The 21,040-nt window shown below is 65.5% G+C and carries 2 protein-coding genes; both read right to left on the bottom strand.

Features of this window, described 5'->3' with window-relative positions:
• Nucleotides 1-2,442: hypothetical protein (locus ACQI46_RS23680; protein ID WP_427096490.1), on the bottom strand; the 2,442-nt coding region annotated here is incomplete at its 3' end.
• A gap of 959 nt (nt 2,443-3,401) precedes the next feature.
• Entirely contained in the window at nt 3,402-20,936 is a 17,535-nt protein-coding gene (locus ACQI46_RS23675; protein WP_427096489.1) for a beta strand repeat-containing protein, read from the bottom strand.
• Between the last annotated feature and the right edge of the window lie 104 nt (nt 20,937-21,040).

Here is a 21,040-nt window from a genome sequence, read left to right as displayed (position 1 = left end):
CCACGACGCGGTGATCGGATTGCCCTCGATGGCGTCGAAGCCCAACACATCGCCGGTCTTGGCGCCGTTCGCGATCCGCACCGTGGCACCGGAGAGCTGATCGGAATCCAGATCGGTGATCGAGGCTGAGGTGATCACCCGCACCGGGGAACCACCCAACCGGAACAACGGAGCACCGATCGTCACCACCGCCGGCGGCAGGCCAATCACGGTCACCAACGCAGCACCCGGGACGAGTGAGGCGACCTCGGCCTCGTCAGTCACCGAGACGGTCAGGCCACGCGGCACACCGCCCTCAGTCGTGCTGAACGTGATGGCCTTCAACGCAGCCTCGTATTGGGCGATAGTCGCCAACCCGCTCAACGTCAACGTCAACGTCTGCGCATCCCAGGTGCCCGTGATCGGATTGCCCTCGATCGCGGTAAAACCAAGAACGTCACCAGTCTTGGCCCCCGTGGCGATGCGTACCGTCGCACCGGAGAGCTGATCGGAATCCAGATCGGTGATCGAGGCTGAGGTGATCACCCGCACCGGGGAACCACCCAACCGGAACAACGGAGCACCGATCGTCACCACCGCCGGGGGCAGGCCGATCACGGTCACCAACGCAGCACCCGGCACGAGTGAGGCGACCTCGGCCTCATCGGTCACCGAGACGCTCAGGCCACGCGGCAGGCCGCCCTCAGTCGTCGCGAACGTAACGGCCTTCAAAGCTGCTTCGTACTGAGCGATGGTCGCAACCCCGGAGAGGGTCAAGGTCATGGTGTTGGCATCCCAAGTCCCGGTGATGGGGTTGCCCTCGATGGCGCTAAAGCCCAACACATCGCCGGTCTTGGCGCCGGTCGCGATCCGCACCGTCGCACCAGACAACTGATCAGAATCCAAGTCAGTGATCGACGCCGAAGAGATCACCCGCACCGGCGAACCACCCAACCGGAACAACGGAGCACCAATTGTCACCACCGCCGGCGGCAGTCCGATCACGGTCACCAACGCAGCGCCCGGCACCAACGACCCAACCTCGGCCTCATCGGTCACCGAGATCGTGAGTGCACGGGGCAGGCCGCCTTCGGTGGTGGTGAACGTGACTGCTTTGAGTGCCGCTTCGTACTGAGCGATGGTCGCGGCCCCGGAGAGGGTCAAGGTCATCGTCTCCGCATCCCAGGTGCCCGTGATCGGGTTGCCCTCGATGGCGCTGAGGCCCAACACATCACCAGTTTTGGCGCCGGTCGCGATCCGCACCGTCGCACCAGACAACTGATCGGAATCCAAGTCAGTGATCGACGCCGAAGAGATCACCCGCACCGGCGAACCACCCAACCGGAACAACGGCGCACCGATCGTCACCACCGCCGGAGGCAACTTGACGATCGGGTCGACAGTCAAAGGCACGGTCACGGTGACTGTGTCGGCCTGCGCGATCCCGAAGATCTTGGCAATCGTATGGAGCACGCCGAGCACGGCGCCCAGGCCGCCCGTCAGATGCTCCGACGAATCACTGACGACAACCTTGAAAGTGTCAGTAATCGGTCCACCGGTAACTATCGAGGTAGGGGTGTAGATGAACTTGCCCGTGATCAAGTCACGGTGCACCAGGCCGTATTTCGGCTGGACGATCCTGTACGTCAGCGGGTCACCGTTCGGGTCGTAAGCCGGGATGTCGACCAGGATCTGCCCGGTGATGATCTGCTCGGTTCGAACTGGCCCGACAACTGGAGTCTTGTTGAAGAACGTGTGCGTGATCTGACGGCGCACCCAGGCCAGCAGCGCATCGAACCAGGGTGCCTGCGCGGGGGCTGCGGGGTCCGCGAACGGTGATATGACGCTCGAGACGAGTGCCGCGACGATATTGACGTTCTCCGTATCCTCCTCCGCGATGCGGCTGGCCGAGGCACGTGAAGCGCTGCTGGTGGTCGGTGCTGCGTCGACAACCGTGATCTCCTGCGTTTCAACATTGTTGGAGACGGTCTCGTCGCTGCTCTCATCGGTAACGTCGTCGTCAATGACCGTCGCGGTCTCGTCGAGACCGGCTGCGGAGTCTTCGGGATCGTCTTCTACTGCGATCGCCCTGCCGGAGTCGCGTCCCGACGTGCCGCCACCGGAGTTCGACGCAGTCTCGGAGTCGACGGGGAGGATCGGACGCTCAGTATCAACGTGCGGACCCGACGGGTCCGTTTCGTCCGGGAGATCCGGATCAGGCCCCGACGGCTCGCTCGGATCTTCATCAATCTCGGGATCTTCGAGTTCTTGGTCGACGAGTTCCACTGCCTCGTCGGCCGTGTCGCCGGCCTGCGTGGGAGTCGGCCGGTCGATACCCGACCGGCGGGGTCCGGAAGTTGAACGGTCGGCGTCGCGACTGGCCGACACCGAGGACTCGGTATCACTGTCGGCATACGCCAGACCCGACGAGTTCGCGAGGGCCAGTCCGATCCCGAACGACACAGCCAGCGCTCCGACACGTCCGATGGGAAGTGCGTACTTCGGGGCGAGAGGGCGTGCATGCCTGGCCTGCCCTCCAGCGGTGGTCAGCAGGTCACTGGCCGTCCAGAACTGTCGTTCTGCACCGGACTCGCGACGCGGGGCACGGTGACGGGCCGGGCTCGCACACATACTCATCCTCCATTTGCTGTGGCGGCACACCCCGCCATATCCAGTTGTTCTGCCGCCCGCGCGAGCACTCTGACGGAGCGCCGCAGTCGAGGTGCCGATGTCGCGCCTGCAACGCGGCATTTGGTCGCCACTTCGCACCAGTACGTTCACTCACGTTTGCTGAAAACGCACCAGCGCGACGCTTTTTGCTTATTGAAGCAGAATGTACGGCAATTGCGAAACTTTAGATAGCGGAATTGCCGGTTTGCTTGCGTTTCGAAGCACACAGCGAACCATGATGGTCGGATAATCCCTTTATCTCGACCTCTATAGGTCGTACAGCAAATCTTCGTCCGCGTCAGCTGAACTACCGAAGTGGACTGACATGTGGCCTCTCCCGCAGGTGACCGCAGTATGGCTAACGCACGCGCCATCCGGTGACACTAAGCAGTCGTTTCGTCATGTAATGGCAGCCGTGTTCGCGTCAATAGCGCGTGGTCACAGCGGGTCTGACCGCGCTAAGGACGGGGCAGCCTCAAGCCGTGGACGGACCCGAGCGTCAGACGTTCAGGTGCAGTGGACGCTGTTGAGGCACCCGCCGCCACCTTCGCAAGTGTCAAAATTTGCCATTTCGGGCGGGCAGGGTCACGAGAGCGCGCGGATGACGTCGCGCTCGAACAAGCTCGATACCGAAGTGGGTTCTACCTCCGTCATGATGCGCGCCAGCCGCTATGCGGAGTACTCCCCATGGCCAGCGCCGCCGAGCCGAGAAGGGCTACGTCATCGACCGACGACCTGCTCGGGCCAGCGGACTACAGAATCACGGTGAACGCCGACCGGATGGTTCGTATGTCACTCATCAAACCGTACTGATCCTCCACTTGAATGGTGACTGTCCGGAATCCATAAACCGGAGCTCCCAAGATCGGGGTTGTGGCCTTCTTCAGTGAGATATTGCGCAGCACCCATTCGTACTGCGCGACTGTCCCTGAACCCGAAAAGGTCAGTGTCTTACGGTCAGACGAGACAACAACGCTGATCGCCCCAGAGTTCGAGTTCAACAGGTAGGTGAGTTCGTCACCGGAAATGGCGTCAGTCAGTTTGACGACTGCGCCTCGCAGATATGTGGAATCATCGGAAATCGTCGCCAGGCCAGCGATCTTCGGTTCCCCATCGAGCAGACCCACCAGATCTGCGACGAAGTCGGCGATAACCGTCGGAGCGGTATTCGCTTTGACCGTGACGTAGACGTCCACCGATGAACTGGTCGCGAACCGCTCGTCCGTGACGGTGAAAGTCAGTGTCTTCACAGCTGAGGTAGCGTCAGCGGGCGTCGCGATCGTCACCGAGTTCAGGACACTTGCGAACTGCCCGGCACTGATCGGGTCTGCTGCTGTCAGGGTCAACGTGCCTGTTGCCGCGTTGAACGATCCGGTGACTCCGTAGTTCGCAGTGAACGACAGCACATCCTGACCAGCCACATAGTTTCCGGTGATCTGGATTGTCGCGCTCTTGATTCGGTCGAACTCGAGGTCCGTAATGGTGACACCCGAAGTCACCTTGCCGGGCACGTTTCCAGCCGTGTAAGTCGGACCGGCTATCGCCAGGACCAGCGGCGGTAGCCCCGTCGGTTTCGTAAGCACAGTCACTGCTACCAAGCCTGGAAGGCTCGTTGATCCAGCGCCGTCAGTCACCTGGAATTCGACCGCCTTGGGCGTAGGTAGCGCAGCCGGCGTCGTCGAGATCTTCACCGTCCGCAGGAGCTGCTGATACATGTCGATCGATGCGGGGCCGGTGAACGTCAGGGTTCCCGTGTTTTCGTCATAGCTTCCAGAAACTTCGAATTGCGACGCCAACAAATGGTCGAACGTCAAGGCATCGCCTGACGCAAAACCCAGCCCGATCTTCACTGTGGCTCCTCGGAGTGTCTCCGAGTCCACATCCAACAGCCGTAGCCCGCCGTCGACAACTATGGGCGTGTTACCGATCGTGTACTCGACATTGACCAACGAGGTGACCACCAACGGAGGCAGTGAGGTGGCGGCCTTCAGGATGGTGACCGCAACCAGCCCGGGCAGACTCTCGTTGTCCTGGGCATCAGTGATCGTGAACGAGATCGACTTGATGGTGGCCAGCGCATCGGACGTCGAGCTGAACGTCACCGACCGCAGCAACTCCTGATAAGCAGCCTTCGAGCCGATTCCGGTGAACGTCAGTGTGCCCGTGGCGGAATCGTAGGCAGCGTTGAAATCCACGATTCCCGCCGGTTCGCTGAAACCGAGGCTCTCCCCTGCGGAGGCACCGCCCACGATGCGGACGACCGCACCCTTGATGTTCTCCGAATCCACGTCGAAGATCAGCAGATTCCGGTCGACCCGCGCCGCCGAACTGCCGGCCTGATAGTTCACATTCGCCAGCGACGTGACGACGACCGGCTTTGCCTGAACCGGCAGTGCCAACACGGTGACCGCCACACCGCCTGGGAGGCTGACGCCGCCCTCGTCGTCGGTGACGGTGAAACTGATCGACTTGATGGACGCCAGCGCCGACGAGGTGGTCGAGAACGTCACCGAGCGCAGCAGCGCCTGGTAGTCCGACACCGACGCGGTACCGGTGAAGGTCAACACGCCATTGCTGTAGCTGCCCTGAATGCCTTCGGGAAGTGTCCCGAAGCTCAATGCATCTCCGTCGGCACGATTGCCGATCGTCACGGTGGCGCCGGTCAGTATTTCTGAATCTGCGTCCAACAGAATCAGATTCGGGTCAACTGGTCGCCCACCGGAGCCTGCGGTGTAGTTCACCCCGACAACAGAGGTCAGCACCACCGGATTCGCCGACGACGGCAATCCGACCACAGTCACCACGGTGCCTGCCGGGACGGTGCTGACGTTGCCCTCGACATCGGTGACCGTGAAGCTCACCGACTTCAAGCCGACGGTCGTGGACGTCAACGCCACCGACTGGAGCAGTTCGCGGTACTCGTCGATCGACGCGTCACCTTGGAACTCGAGGACACCCTCCGAACCGGTGGCGAGCAACACTCCCGTCGGAATCTTCGATGAGTCGTAGCTCAGCGAATCGCCGACCCGGAAGTTCTCGATCACGACGCGGACGGCTCCCAGCAGGTCCGAGTCGAGATCCGCGATCGTCACGATCGGACTGACCTTGATCGGGTTGCCCACCGTGCCGGACATCAGCGGTGCGACGAGCACCAACGGCGCCAACTGGGTCTGTTCGCCCACCACCGTCACCACAGTGCCGGCCGGCACCTGGCTTGTGTTGTTCTCCGCGTCGGCGACGGTGAAGCTGACCGATTTCAACCCTGCCGTCGGCGAGGTCAACGTCACCGACGCCAGCAAGGCCTGGTACTCAGCCGCCGAGGCGATGCCGGTGAATGTCAGTGTGCCGTCGACGAATTCACCGCTGACGGTATCCGGAAGAAGCGCCCCGGTGAAGCCGAGGACGTCACCGCTCTTCCAGTCGTCGATCGTCACGGTGGCTGAGCCGATCTGCGACGAGTCCAAATCGGCGATCACCACGAGCCGACTCACCCTGATGGGGGTCCCCTCGGTTCCGAGCGCAGTGGGCATGACCACGACCAGCGGTGGTACCGCGACGGTGGACGGCGACGTCGTGACGATGGTGCCTGCCGGCACCTTGCTGATGTTGCCGTCGGTGTCGGTGACCGTGAAGCTGATGGTCTTCAGACTGGGCTCAGCTGCGGTGAACATCACCGACTCCAGTAGCGCACGGTAGTCCTCCACCGAGGCAGTGCCGGTGAAAGTCAGTACGCCGCCTGCGAAGTCGGCCACCACATTGCCGGGCAGCGGACCGGAGTAGGTCAGCAGATCACCGTCCACATACCCGCCGATTGTGACGGTGGCACCGTCGAGGTCCGACGAGTCGAGGTCGGTGATCGCGACGATCGGGCTGACCCGGATCGGGTTACCCATGGTGCCGAGCGCCGCCGGCGCAACCACCACCAGCGGCGACACCTTGATCGGGGCGTCGACCACGGTGACCATGGTCGCGGCTGGAACCTTGTTCTCGTTGCCGTCGACGTCGGTGACGGTGAAACTGACCGACTTGAGTCCTGCCGCTGCGGAACTCAGTGTGACCGCGGCCAACATCGCCTCGTACTGAGCGACCGTCGCCTCACCGTCGAAGGTCAGCACCCCGTTGGCGTAGCCCACCGTCACACCGGACGGCAGGGTTCCCGTGTACGCCAGGACGTCTCCGTCGTCATAGTTTCCGATGGTGACGGTGGCAGAACGGATCCGCCCGGAATCCAGGTCGGTGATCACCATGACGGGACTCACGGTGATGGTCGACCCCGCCCGGCCGGCTGCGACCGGTGTGGCGACCACCACGGGAGCGATCGTCAGCTCGGGCGCACCGACCACCGTGACGAGCGTGGCGGCGGCCAAGGCGCTGGTGATGCCGTCGCTGTCAGTGACGGCGAAGCTGACCGTCTTGAACCCATCGGTGGTCGAGGTCAGAGTCACTGCTGCCAGCACCGCCTCGTACTGCGCGACGGTGCCATCACCGCTGATCGTCAGCACGCCACCGGTGTAGGACACGTCGAATCCGTCGGGCAGAGTTCCGCTGTAGGAGAGGACGTCTCCGGCGGCCGCGTCACGCACCGTGACCGTCGCCGACCGCAGCCGACCGGAGTCCAGGTCGGTGATCACGACGATGGGGCTGACGGTGATCTCCGAACCGACGCTTCCGGCGGCCACCGGCGACACGACGACCACGGGTGGAATCGACACGCCCGGGACGCCCACGACCGTGACCGCCGTGCCCGCACTCACCGTGCTGGTATGGCCCTCGAGGTCGGTGACGGTGAAGCTGACCGTCTTGACGCCGGAGGCCTGCGAGGTGAAGGTCACCGACGCCAGAAGCTCCCGGTACTGAGCGACGGTGGCTGATCCGCTGAATGTCAGGACGCCGTTTGCGAATTCGACGTCCACACCGGCCGGAAGCAGGGCGTCGACAGCGAGGACATCATCGGCGTCGGCGTCCGTGATCCTGACTGTCGCGCCGGACAGCCGACCCGAGTCGACGTCGGCGATCGCCACGATGGGGCTGATCCGGATCGCAGAGCCCACCCGCCCGGCGGCCAACGGGGCCACCACAACCACCGGTGCGTGTAGTGCGTCCGGAACACCGACCACGGTGACCACGGTGCCTGCCGACACCGAACTCTCGTTGAAGTCCTCGTCCGTGATGGAGAAGCTGATGGTCTTGATCCCGGCCGTCGGCGAGGTGAACGTCACTGCTGCCAGAATCGTCTGATAGTCGGATGCAGAGGCGATCCCGTCGACCGTCAGGACACCGGCGGTGTAGTCGACGACGACGCCCGTCGGCAGCGGAGCGCTGTAGCTCAGGACATCACCGTCGCTGTAGTTGTCGATGGTCACCTTCGCCGAACGGATTCGGTCCGAATCCATGTCGGTGATCAAGACGACGGGGGTGACCCTGATCGCGCTGCCGGCTACGCCCGCGGCCACCGGGGACACCACGATGACGGGATCGAAGGACAGGTCGGGCACACCGACGACGGTCACCATGGTGCCCGCAGGCAGAGTGCTGGTTCTGCCTTCCACATCGGTGATCGAGAAGCTGACGGTGCGAACGCCCGCCTCGGCCGAGGCCAGCGTCACCGATCGCAGCAAGGCCTGATACTCGCTCAGAGTCGCGTCGCCGGTGAAGGTCAACACGCCGGCGGCGTAGGTGGCCGAGACGCCTTCGGGTAACCCGGCAGTGAAGTCGAGCAGGTCACCATCTTGCGCATCGCCGAGAACCACGCGTGCACCGCGCAAGCGGTCCGAATCGACGTCGGCGATCACGGCGACCGGGCTCACGGCGATCGCCTTTCCGACCAGGCCGGCGGCCACCGGAGAGACAACCACGACCGGAGCGATCGACGTCCCGTCGATTCCGACGACCGTCACTACGGTGCCGGCCGGAACAGCACTGGCGGTGCCCTCGGCGTCGGTCACGGAGAACGACACCACCTTCAGGCCCGCGCTCGTCGACGTCAATGTCACCGAGCGCAGCAGCGTCTGGTACTCGCCGAGAGTGGCCGCGCCGCTGAAGGTCAGGACGCCCTCGGCGTAATGCGCCACCACGTTCTCGGGTAGATCAGCGGTGAAGCCGAGGACATCGGCGTCTTCAGCACCGTTGAGAACAATTCGGGCACCGCGCAATTGGGTCGAGTCGGCGTCGCCGATGACGAGAACGGGGCTCACGGTGATCGACGAGCCGGTGGTGCCCGCCGCAACGGGCGAGACCACGACGACAGGCGCCAACAGTGATGCAGGCACGTCGACGACCGTCACGATGGTGCCGGCCGTTACAGCGCTGGTCTTGCCGTCGATGTCGGTCACCGAGAAGCTGACCGTCTTCACGCCGTCCACCGCCGATGTCAACGTCACCGAGCGCAGCAGGGCTTCGTAGTCGGCCACGGACGCCGGACCGGTGAACGTCAGCACGGCACCGGTGTTCGTGACCGTCACACCGGCGGGCAGGGTCGCGACGTAGTCCAGCAGGTCGCCGTCCTGGGCATCGGTGATGGTGACGATCGCCGACTGCAGCTGATCGGAGTCCAGGTCGCGGATGGCCACGATAGGACTGACCCTGATGGGGCGGCCTGCAGCACCGGCAGCCAACGGTGACACCACCACCACGGGCGCCAACGACACGGCGGGCACATCGAGAACCGTGACCACGGTGCCTGCGGACAAGGCGCTTTCGTTGCCCTGCGCATCGGTCACCGAGAAGCTGATCACCTTCACACCGGCGTCGGCCGAGGTCACCGTGACCGCGGCCAGCATCCGCTGATAGTCCTCGGCGGAGGCCGCGCCGCTGAACGTCAGGACTCCGTCGGTGTAGCCCACGTCCACCCCGGCCGGTAGCGCACCGGTGTAGGAGAGCACGTCGCCGGCCGTATGGTCGGCGAGAGTTATTCGTGCGGAGCTGATCTCGTCGGAATCGGGATCGGTGATGATCACGATGGGGCTGACACGTACCGGCTTACCTGCGACGCCGGCGGCCACGGGCGCAACGACGACGACCGGGGCGATCGACACACCGGGCACACCGACCACGGTCACCAGAGTCCGCGCCGCCAACTCGTTGGTGTTGTCCTCGGCGTCGGTGACCGAGAAGGTGACCGTCTTCAAACCCGTCGTCTGCGACGTCAGGGTCACCGACTGCAGCAGGGCCTGATAATCGGCGAGCGTCGCTGCGCCGGTGAGCGTCAGCACACCGTCGACGTAGCTGCCCGAAACACCGGACGCGAGTGAGCTGTCGAATCCGAGGACGTCACCGTCTGTGTGACCTGTCAGAGTGACGGTGGCCGAACGGATTCTGGTGGAGTCTGCGTCGCCGATCAGCAGCACGGGGCTCACCGTGATCGCGTCGCCGACCAGACCGGCAGCTACCGGTGCGACGACGACGATCGGGGCATGCGTGACGGCGGGGACGCCGACCACGGTCACCAGCGTGGCCGCGGGCAGGCTGTTCGTTGCGCCGTGTGCATCGGTGACCGAAACGGTCACCGACTTGACGCCGGCCCCCGTGGCGGTGAGTGTGACCGACCGCAGCAGGGCCTGGTATTCGGCGACGGTCGCGGTGCCCGTGAAGGTCAGCACACCGTCGGCGTAGGAGCCCGAGACGCCCTGAGCCAGAGCGGCATCGAAATTCAGAACATCACCGTCCCGGTGGTTTTCGACCGTCACTGTGGCCGCATCGAGATGGGTCGAACCGAAGTCGCTGATGATCGTCACGGGGCTGATCCGGATCGGTTTGCCTGCAACACCGGCAGCCACCGGCGCGACAACTACGACGGGAACATATGCAGCGTCCGGCAGTCCGACCACCGTCACCAGCGTCGCCGCCGAGACCGAACTGGACGCGCCTTCGAGGTCGGTGACCGTGAAGGCAACCGTCCTGAGACCGGCAGTTGCCGACGTCAGGGTGACCGACCGCAACAGGGCCTGATACTCGGCAGTGGTGGCTTCACCGGTGAACGTCAGCACACCGTCGATGTAGCTACCCGAGACACCGGGGGCGAGGGCCGCGTCGAAGTCGAGGACATCGCCGTCCTCGTACCCCTCCACGGTCACGGTCGCAGACCGGATCCGGGTGGAGTTCACGTCGCTGATCACCGCAATCGGGCTGACCGCAACGGGTTTGCCGACCAGGCCGGCAGCCACCGGCGAGACCAGCACGATCGGGGCGACCGACTGGCTCGGCAGTCCGACCACGGTCACCAGGGTCGCTGCGGGGAGGACGCTTGCACTCCCGTCGGAGTCGACGATATCGAACGTCACCGACTTCAAACCGTCGGCCGCCGAGGTCAGAGTGACGGAGCGCAACAGCGCCTGGTAGGCCTCGACACTGGCATCGCCGGTGAAAGTGAGGATGCCGTCGGTGTAATCGGCAGAGATGCCGGATGCAAGTGCAGCGTCGAACTCGAGGACGTCACCGTCCTGGTAGCCCTCGATGGTCAGCGTCGCCGAGCGCAGACGCGACGAGTCCACGTCGGTGATGATGACGACGGGGCTGACCGCGATGGGGCGACCGACGGTGCCGGCAGCCACGGGCGAGACGACGATCAGCGGCGGAAGCGCCACTCCCGGCACGCCGACCACGGTCACGGCGGTCGCGGCGGGAACGGTGTTGGTTGCCCCGTCGATGTCGGTGACCATGAAGGTGACCGTCTTGATGCCGTGGGTCGCCGATGTCAGTGTCACCGAGCGCAGCAGGGCCTGGTAGTCCTCGACGGAGGCCTCACCGCTGAAGGTGAGAAGGCCATTGGTGTAGCTGGCCAGGATTCCCGGCGCCGCCGAGGCGTCGAAGCCGAGCACGTCACCGTCGGCATAGCCCTCGAGAGTGACAGTGGCAGAACGGAGTCGGGACGAGTCGACGTCGCCGATCACCAGAATCGGACTGACCCGGATGGCCGACCCGGCACTTCCTGCCGCGACCGGGGATGCAACCACCACCGGAGCGAACGACGTCGCGGGGACCCCGACCACGGTGACCGCGGTGCCGGCGGGAAGCACGTTGGTGGTCCCTCCGATGTCGGTGACCGAGAAGGTGACGTTCTTGACGCCGGCGGTCGTCGATGTGAGGGTGACCGACCGCAGCAGGGTCTCATAGTCGGCCACGGCTGCGGGGCCGCTGAACGTCAACACACTGCCGGACTGAGCCACGGAGACGTTCTGCGGGAGTGCAGCGTCGTACCCGAGTACGTCTCCCTCATCGGGGTTTTCGATCCTGATGGTGATCGAACTCAGCCGGTCGGAGTCCACGTCTCTGATCAGCGACAGCGGGCTGACCCGGATGGTGCGTCCTACGGCGCCGGCAGCCACCAGGGCCACCACCAGCACGGGCGGAATCTCGGTGGCGGGCACACCCAGTACGGTGACGGCGGTGCGTACGGCCACGCTCTCGTTGTTCAGCAGGTCGGTGACGCTGTAACTGATCGTCTTGACGCCTGCCGACTGTGAGGTCAGGGTGACCGATTGCAGAAGTGCTTCGTACTGATCCTCGGTCCCGAGTCCGGTGAAAGTCAGCACCCCGTCGGCGAATTCGGCCTGGATACCCTCGGGAAGGTCGGTGCGGTAGCCGAGAACGTCACCCGCATCAGGATTGTCGATCGCGACCCTGGCCGAGCGCATCACACTCGAGTCGAGGTCGGTGATGACCACGACGGGGCTGACGGTGATCTCGTCACCGACGCTGCCCGCCGCGACGGGCGCCACGACCACCACCGGGTCGATGGACAGGTCCAGCAATCCGACGACGGTCACCGCGGTGGTTGCGGGCAGCACGCTCGTGGTGCCCTCGACGTCGGTGACGGCGAAGCTGATCGTCTTCACTCCGCCGGATGCCGCGGTCAACGTGACGCGTTGCAGCAGTGCCTCGTATTGCGCGACCGTCGCAGCACCGGTGATGGTGAGGACCCCACCGGCGTAGGTTGCGGTGACACCGGTCGGCAGCGTGCCCGTGACGGTCAGACGGTCGTCGGGCTCCGGGTTGTTGATTCGCACGGTGGCAGAACGCAGTTGGCCGGAATCGGGATCGGTGATCGACACGATCGGGCTCACCACGATCCCCGAGTTGGCGCGACCGACCGCTGCCGGGGACACCAACACCAGTGGGGGGACGTCGCTGGACAGCCCGATCACGGTCACCAAGGTTCCGGCGGCCAATGTGTTCGTCTTACCATCGGTGTCGGTGACCGAGAAGCTGACGGCCTTCACCCCTGCGGTCTCGGAGGTGAGCGTCACCGACTGCAGCAACTGCTGGTACTGCTCGAGGGTGGCCGTGCCGGTGATCGACAGCACCCCGCCGACATAGCTGGCCTGCACTCCCGACGGAAGCGGCACACCCACCGCGAGCACATCACCGGAACCTGCGTCGCGCACCGTCACCGTCGCCGAGTTCAGGTGATCTGAATCCCCATCGCTGATCAACACGATCGGGCTCACCCGCGTCGGCGAACCCACTGTGCCGGCCGCCGCCGGGGAAACGACCACTACCGGCGGCAACGCCAGACCACCGGGGACGCCGACGACCGTGACCAGGGTCGCCGCCGACAGCACATTGTTCGTACCCGACGCATCCGTGACCGCGAAACTGACCGTCTTGACTCCACCATCGGCCGAGGTCAACGTCACCGAACGCAACAACGCCTCGTACTCGGCCACCGAGGCATCGCCGGAGATGGTGAGAACACCACCGGCATACGATGCCGTGACGCCCGTCGGAACCTCACCGGTCAACGCCAGCACATCCCCGTCCACGGCATCGGCCAACCGCACTGTCGCAGAAAGCAATCGGTCCGAATCGGGATCGGTGATCATCACGATCGGGCTCACCACGATCGCCGAGCCGGCGACACCGGCGGCCACTGGCGACACCAGTACCAACGGCGCCGCCTCAGTCGTCAACCCGACCACGGTCACCAAAGTCCCGGCGGGGAGCGCATTGGTCACGCCCTCGGCATCCGTCACCGAGAACGTGATCGCCTTCATGCCCGCAGCCGTCGAAGTCAGCGTCACCGACCGCAGCAGGGTCTGGTAGTCCTCGACCGACGCGACCCCGCTGAAGGTCAACACTCCGTCGGCGTAGGTTGCCGTCACATTGGGCGGCAGTGACCCGTAACCGAACGAGTCGCCCGCGCCGGCATTTTCGAGAACTACTGCGGCCGAGCGCAGGCGATCGGAGTCGACGTCGGAAATGATCAGGACCGGACTGATTCTCACCGGCTCATCGACGGTTCCGGCCGTGACCGGGGACGCGACAACCACCGGAGCGATGGAGGTGCCCGGCACGCCGACGACGGTCACCAGGGTGGCTGCAGGCAGCACACTGGTCACGTCGTCGATGTCGGTCACCGAGAAGCTGACCGTCTTGACGCCGACGGCCGATGACGTCAACGCCACCGACCGCAGCAGCGTCTGGTAGTCCTCCACCGACGCGACCCCGCTGAACGTCAGCACACCGTCGGCGTAGGTCGCCGTCACATCGGCCGGCAAGGATCCATAAGTGAATGAGTCACCGATCTCGGCGCCCGTGAGAGTCACTGTTGCCGAGCGCAGTCGAGATGAGTCGACATCGGTGATCAGCAGGATCGGGCTCACCGAGATCGGAGATCCGGTCCGGCCCGCCGCGACCGGCGACACCAGGACCACCGGCGGCACCGACACGCCGGGCACACCCACCACGGTCACCAGGGTGGACGCCGGCAGCACACTGGTGTTGCCGTCGGCGTCGGTGACCACGAAGCTGACGGTTTTGACGTCCGCTGTCGTGGATGTGATGGTGACCGACTGCAGCAGCTTCTGGTAGGTCGCCGTCGATGCGAGGCCGGTGAAAGTCAGTACTCCGTCGACGTATTCGGCGGACACACCCTCCGGCAGCGTCGCGGTGGTGTCCAACACGTCACCGTCCTCGGCGTCGCGGATCCGGACGCCGGCTGAGGCCAGTTGCGCGGAGTCCACATCGGTGATCACCACGATGGGGCTGACCACGATCGACGATCCGACGGTTCCGGCGGCCACCGGAGACACCAGCACCAGAGGGGCGATCTCGGTGGACAGTCCGACGACCGTGACGACAGTGCCTGCGGGGACGGCACTGGTGTTGCCGTCGACATCGGTGACGGTGAAGCTCACCGCTTTGGCGCCGACGCTGGTCGAGGTCAGCGTGACGGACTGCAACAGGGCTTGGTATGCGGCCACGGAAGCCGGCCCGGTGAAGGTCAGTTGACCGTCGGCGTATTCGGCCGACACCCCGTCCGGCAGCGCTGCGGTATAGCCGAGGACATCGCCGGCGGCGGCGTTCTGCAGGCGGATCACTGCCGAGCTCAGGCGGTCCGAATCCACGTCGGTCAGCACGATGATCGGGCTGACCACGATCGGCGATCCGGTGGTTCCGGCGGCGACCGGAGACACCAGCACCAGTGGCGGCAGATCGGTGGACACCCCGAGCATCGTCACGGTGGTGGTCGCCGCCAGCGAGTTCTGGTTGCCCTCGTCGTCGACGATGCTGAAGCTGACCAACTTCACGCCTGCTTCGGCAGAGGTCAGCGTCACCGATGCAAGCAGTTCCCGGTAGGCGGCTTCCGACGCAAGTCCGGTGAAAGTCAGCTCCGCGCCGACGATCTCGGCGGAGACGCCGTCCGGAAGGCTGCCGGTATAAGCGAGAACATCGCCGACGGCAGCGTCTTTGACCCGGATGACCGCCGATGCCAGCCGGTCCGAGTCCAGGTCGGTGATCACGATGACGGGACTGACCCGTACGGCGGATCCGACGGTGCCCGCAGCCACCGGTGTCACCACCAACAACGGGTCGAACGCGAGAGCCGGTGCACCGACGACGGTGACCAGCGTGGGCGCGCCGACCACACTGCTGTTGCCGTCCACGTCGGTGACGGAGAACGTGAGGGACTTGACCCCAGCGGTGGGTGAGGTCAGTGTCACCGAGGCCAGCAGCGCCTCGTACTGGTCCACGGAGGCCGTCCCGGTGAATGTGAGGACACCGTCGGCGTAGCTCGCCATGATTCCGGTGGGCAGGGCGTCATGGCTGAGCACATCTGCTGCCGCGGCATCCTTGAGAACCACTCGGGCCGAACTCAATTGGCGGGAGTCGACGTCGGTGATGACCACGATGGGGCTGACCTTGATCGGTGCGTCGGCCGTCCCGGCGGCCACCGGCGACACCAGTACCAGCGGCGGCACCTCGCTCGAGAGACCGACCAGTGTGACCACGGTGGCGGCCGGAACCACGCTGGTTTCACCGTGGAGGTCGGTGACTTCAAAGCTCACCGATTTCAGACCCGCGGTCGGCGAGGTCAACGTCACCGAGGCCAGCAACGCTTCATAGTGCTCCACCGACGCGGTGCCGGTGAAGGTCAGCACACCTCCTGCGTAGCCGGCCTGCAGGCCTCCCAACAGCGCCTCGTCGAAGCCGAGCACATCGTCGGCGGCGGCGCCTCGCAAAGTCACGGTGGCGGAGCCGAGTTCGGACGAGTCGAGGTCTCTGATGACGATGATAGGGCTGACCGTGGTGGGCTTGCCGACGGTGCCGGCAGCCACGGGGCTGACCACCACCACCGGCGGCAGAGCGCCGCCGGGCACGCCGACGACCGTGACGACCGTGCCGGCGGGCAGCACACTGGTGTTGCCCTCGACGTCGGTGACAGCGAAGCTGACAGTCTTGAGCGCGGCGTCAGCGGTGGTCAGCGTTACCGAGGCGAGCAGGCGCTGGTAGTCGGCGACCGAGGCCACGCCTTCGAACCGCAACACGCCGCCGGCATACGTGGCCGACACACCCGTCGCCAGCGTCGCGTCGAAACCGAGCACATCCCCGTCGGAGGGATTTGCGAGGGTGACTGTGGCCGAACCGAGTCGGTCGGAGTCGACGTCGGTGATCACGACGATCGGGCTGACCCTGATGGGCGCACCCGTGCGGCCCGCGGCCACCGGCGACACCACCACCAGCGGTGGCACCTCGGTCGACAGGCCCACCATCGTCACGAGGGTCCCCGCGGGGACAGCGCTGGTGTGGCCCTGCCCGTCGGTGACGGCGAAGTCGATCGCCTTGAGGCCCGCGATCTCCGACGTCAACGTCACCGAGGCCAGCAACCGCTCGTAGTCCTGCGTCGAGGCCTCGCCGGTGAAGGTCAGCACACCGTCGGCGTAGCTGGCCGTGATCCCGGTCGGCAGCGTCCCGGTGTAGGCGAGCACATCGCCGGTCTTGGGGTTCTTCACCGAAACAGTCGCGGAACGCAACTGCGATGAATCCAGGTCGGTGATCACCACGATCGGGCTGATCTTGACCGCGGTTCCGATCACGCCGGCGGCCACCGGCGAGACCACCACGACTGGTGCGATCACGACGTCGGGCACGCCGACGACCGTGACCACCGTGCCGGCCGGCACGGTGCTGACGTTGCCCTCGGCATCGGTGATCGAGAAGCTGACCGCCTTCACGGTGGTGTCTGCGGTGGTCAAGGTGACCGACTGCAGCAGCGCACGGTACGTCGCGATGGACGCTTCACCGGCGAACGTCAACACGCCCCCGGCGTAGGCGGCCGAGAGACCGGACAGCAGCGAGGTGTCGAAATCCAGCGAATCACCCGTCGAAGGATCGGCGATTCTCACTGTCGCGGAACGTAGTTCATCGGAGTCGAGATCGCTGATGACGACGATGGGACTGACCTTGATGGGCGACCCGGCGCTACCGGCCGCGACCGGCGACACCACGATCAGCGGCGGCACGTCGGCCGACATCCCCACCACGGTGACCACCGTGCCGGCCGGGACCGTGCTCGTGTTGCCGTCGACGTCCGTGACGGCGAAGCTGACCGCCTTCAGTCCCGCGGCCGGCGAGGTCAACGTCACCGACGCCAGCAGCGTCCGGTACTCGGCCACCGAAGCCTCACCGGTGAACGTCAGGACACCGTCGGCGTACGTGGCCGACACATTGGTCGGCAACTGACCGTAACCGAACACATCCTCGGCATCAGCGTCTTTGAGAGTCACTGTCGCCGAACGCAACCGGTCCGAATCCAGATCGGTGATCACCACGATGGGGCTCACCTTGACCGGTGACCCGGCCACCCCGGCGGCCACCGGCGAGACCACCACCAGCGGCGGCACCTCGGCGGGCACACCCACGACGGTCACCACGGTGCCTGCCGGGATCACACTCGTATTGCCCTGTACGTCGGTGACGCTGAAGGTGATCGCCTTCAGACCCGCGTCGGTCGAGGTCAACGTCACCGACGACAGCAGCGCCTGGTAGTCGGCGACCGACGCAGTCCCGCTGAAGGTCAGGACACCGTCAGCGTAGGTGGCCGTCACCCCGGTGGGCAGCCCGCCGTACCCGAGCACGTCACCGACCTCGGGATCTTTGAGCCGCACGGTGGCAGAACGCAGTTCGTTCGAGTCGAGGTCGGTGATCACCACGATCGGGCTGATCCTGACCGCCGATCCGGCCACGCCGGCAGCCACCGGCGCGACCACCACGAGCGGCGCCACCTCGGTCGACAGTCCGACAACGGTTACCACCGTGCCGGCCGGTACGGCGCTGGTGTTGCCCTGCGCGTCGGTCACCGCGAAGCTGATGGCCTTCAAACCTGCTGACTCGGAGGTGAAGGTCACCGACTGCAGCAGGGCCCGGTACTCCGAGACGGACGCGACGCCGCTGAAGGTCAGGACACCGTCGGCGTAGGTGGCCGTCACCCCGGTGGGCAGCCCGCCGTAGCCCAGCAGATCACCTTCGACGGCATCCTTGATTCGCACGGTGGCAGAACGTAATTGCGACGAGTCCAGATCGGTGATCACCACGATCGGGCTGACCACGATCGGCGATCCGGCGCTGCCGGTCGCCACCGGGGTGACCACCACCAGGGGCGGCACCTCGGTAGGCAGGCCCACGACGGTGACGATCGTTGCCGCAGGGACAGAACTCACGTTGCCCTGTGCATCGGTCACTGTGAACGACACCGACTTCAGGCCTGCGTCGGGTGATGTCAGCGTCACCGACCGCAGCAGCGCCTGGTACTGCTCGACCGACGCGGTACCGGTGAACGTCAGCACCCCGTCGGCATAGGTGGCCGTCACCCCCGTGGGCAGTTCACCGAAGCTGAGCACATCACCGTCAACGGCGTCTTTGACCCGCACTGTGGCGGAACCCAATTGCGATGAGTCGAGATCGGTGATCACCACGATCGGGCTGACCACGATCGGCGACCCGGCGCTGCCGGTCGCCACGGGGGTGACCACGATCAGCGGCGGCACCTCGACCGGAAGACCCAACACCGTCACCGCGGTCAGGGCAGGCAGCGTGCTGACGTTGCCGTCGTCGTCGACGACGGAGAACGACACGGATTTCAGGCCGGGTGCTGCGGATGTCAACGTAATCGACTGCAGCAGTTGTTGATACGTCTCGGCTGACGCCTCACCGGTGAACGTGACCCATCCGTTGCCGGTGGTCACGCCGAATCCGCTCGGGACAGTTCCCCAGTCGAGCGCGTCCCCGTCGGCGGGGTTGCTGATGCGGACCGTGGCCGAGGTCAGGGTGTCGGAGTCGACATCGGTGATCACCACGATCGGGCTCACCGTGATCTGGTTGTCGGTGCGACCCGTCGCGATCGGGGTGACGATCACCAGCGGCGGTACCTCGACCGGCAGGCCGACGATGGTGATGGCCGCCGTCGCCGGCACGGTACTGGCGTTTCCTGCGTCGTCGACGACCGAGAACGAGACCGTCTTGAGGCCTGCGTTCGCCGATGTCAGCGTCACCGACTGCAGCGCCTGTTGGTACGCCTCGGCGGTAGCGGCACCGGTGAAGGTCAGCACGCCGTCGGTGTACGCAGCCGAAATGCCCTGTGGCAGATTGCCCCACCCGAGCACGTCCCCGGAGCCGCCGGTGACCCGCACGGTGGCCGACGCCAGTTTCTCGGAGTCCAGATCGGTGATGATCACCACCGGGCTGACCCGCACGGCCGTCCCGACCGTGCCGGCGCCGACCGGCGTGACGACCACGATGGGGGCCATCTCGATGATCGGGTTGACGGTCACCGAGACGGCCAGCGTGACCGTGTCCTTCTGGGCCAGACCGATCACCTTCGCGACGCTGTGGAAGACACCCTGGATCAGGCCGGCGATACCCGTGAGGTGCTCGGACGAATCGCTGATGGTGACGTGGAACGTGTCTTTGAGCGGCTTGCCGGTGACCGGCTTCTTCGGCGTGTAGATGAACTTGCCGGTCAGCGGGTTCCGGGTCACCACACCGTGTGAGGGCTGGACGATGTCGAAGCTCAGGGGATCGCCGTTCGGATCTGACGCGTTCAGGTCGAACTCCACCTGACCGGTCAACAGCTGGTGGCTCTCCACCGGACCCCACACCGGGGTCTTGTTGAAGAAGGTGTGGGTGATCTGCCGCCGAACCCACGCCAGTACCGCGTCGAACCATGGCGCCCGTGCCGGCGCGCTGGGGTCGGCGAACGGCGACACGATGTTCGACACCAGTGCCGTCATCATGTCGACGGTCTCGACGCTTTCCTTGGCCCGTGCGGCCGATGCGACCGGGGTCCGGGACGCGGTGGGGGTTCCGGCGGTGGTCTCGGTGGGGTCTGCCGCGGGCAGGTCGAGAATGACCGAATCGTCGGACGGCTCCGCGCGATCGTCGATGGCGACATCATCGATGGCGGCGTCGTCGACGCCGGACTCGTCGAGTTGCGGCGTAGCGGTCTCGACGGTTTCGTCGTTTCCGGTCGTCGTCGCAGTCGTCGCGCTCTCCGCCGAGCGTTGAGTGTGCCGGCGCTGCGACCCGCGGGTGGCGTCCTGAGTTCCGCCTGCCGCCGGGTCGTCGGCCTCTTCGGCGGGAAGCTCCCCGCCCGGCCGGCCGCCGTCCGAATCGTCGGGTTCCGGTTCTTCGAGTTCTTCTTCCGCGAGCTCGCCGACACCGTCGGTCTGGGCACCGCCGGCACTGTCGGACTGTGACGGGGCGGTGCGGTCGGCGCCGGACCTACGCGGTCCGGACGACGATCTGTCGGTGTCGCGGCTCGCAGACACCGACGACTCGGAGTCGGAGTCTGCGTACGCCACACCGGAGGAGTTGGCCACGGCCAGTCCGATACCGAGCGACACGGCCAGCGCTCCCACCCGTCCGATGGGAAGTGCGTACTTCGGGGCGAGGGGGCGTGCGTGCTTGGCGTGGCCGCCGGTCGTCGTCAGCAGATCGCTAGCAGTCCAGAACTGTCGTTCCGCACCGGATTCGCGGCGGGGGGCACGATGACGGGCCGGGCTCGCGCACATACTCATCCTCCATTTGCTGTGGCGGCACCCCCCGCCATATCCAGTTGTTCGGTCGCACGTGTGGATCGCTCGGAGGGTTGGCCACAATCGAGAAGTCGACGACG

The organism is Mycobacterium sp. SMC-4, from assembly GCF_050205565.1.
GTDB lineage: Bacteria > Actinomycetota > Actinomycetes > Mycobacteriales > Mycobacteriaceae > Mycobacterium.
The sequence above is the reverse complement of the archived record's forward strand: the minus strand, read 5'-3'. Positions and strand labels throughout refer to the sequence as shown.

What these genes read in the sequence shown, in the direction of transcription:
- ACQI46_RS23675 (WP_427096489.1), bottom strand. Translation starts at nt 20,936, where the DNA reads ATGTGCGCGAGCCCGGCCCGTCATCGTGCCCCCCGCCGCGAATCCGGT.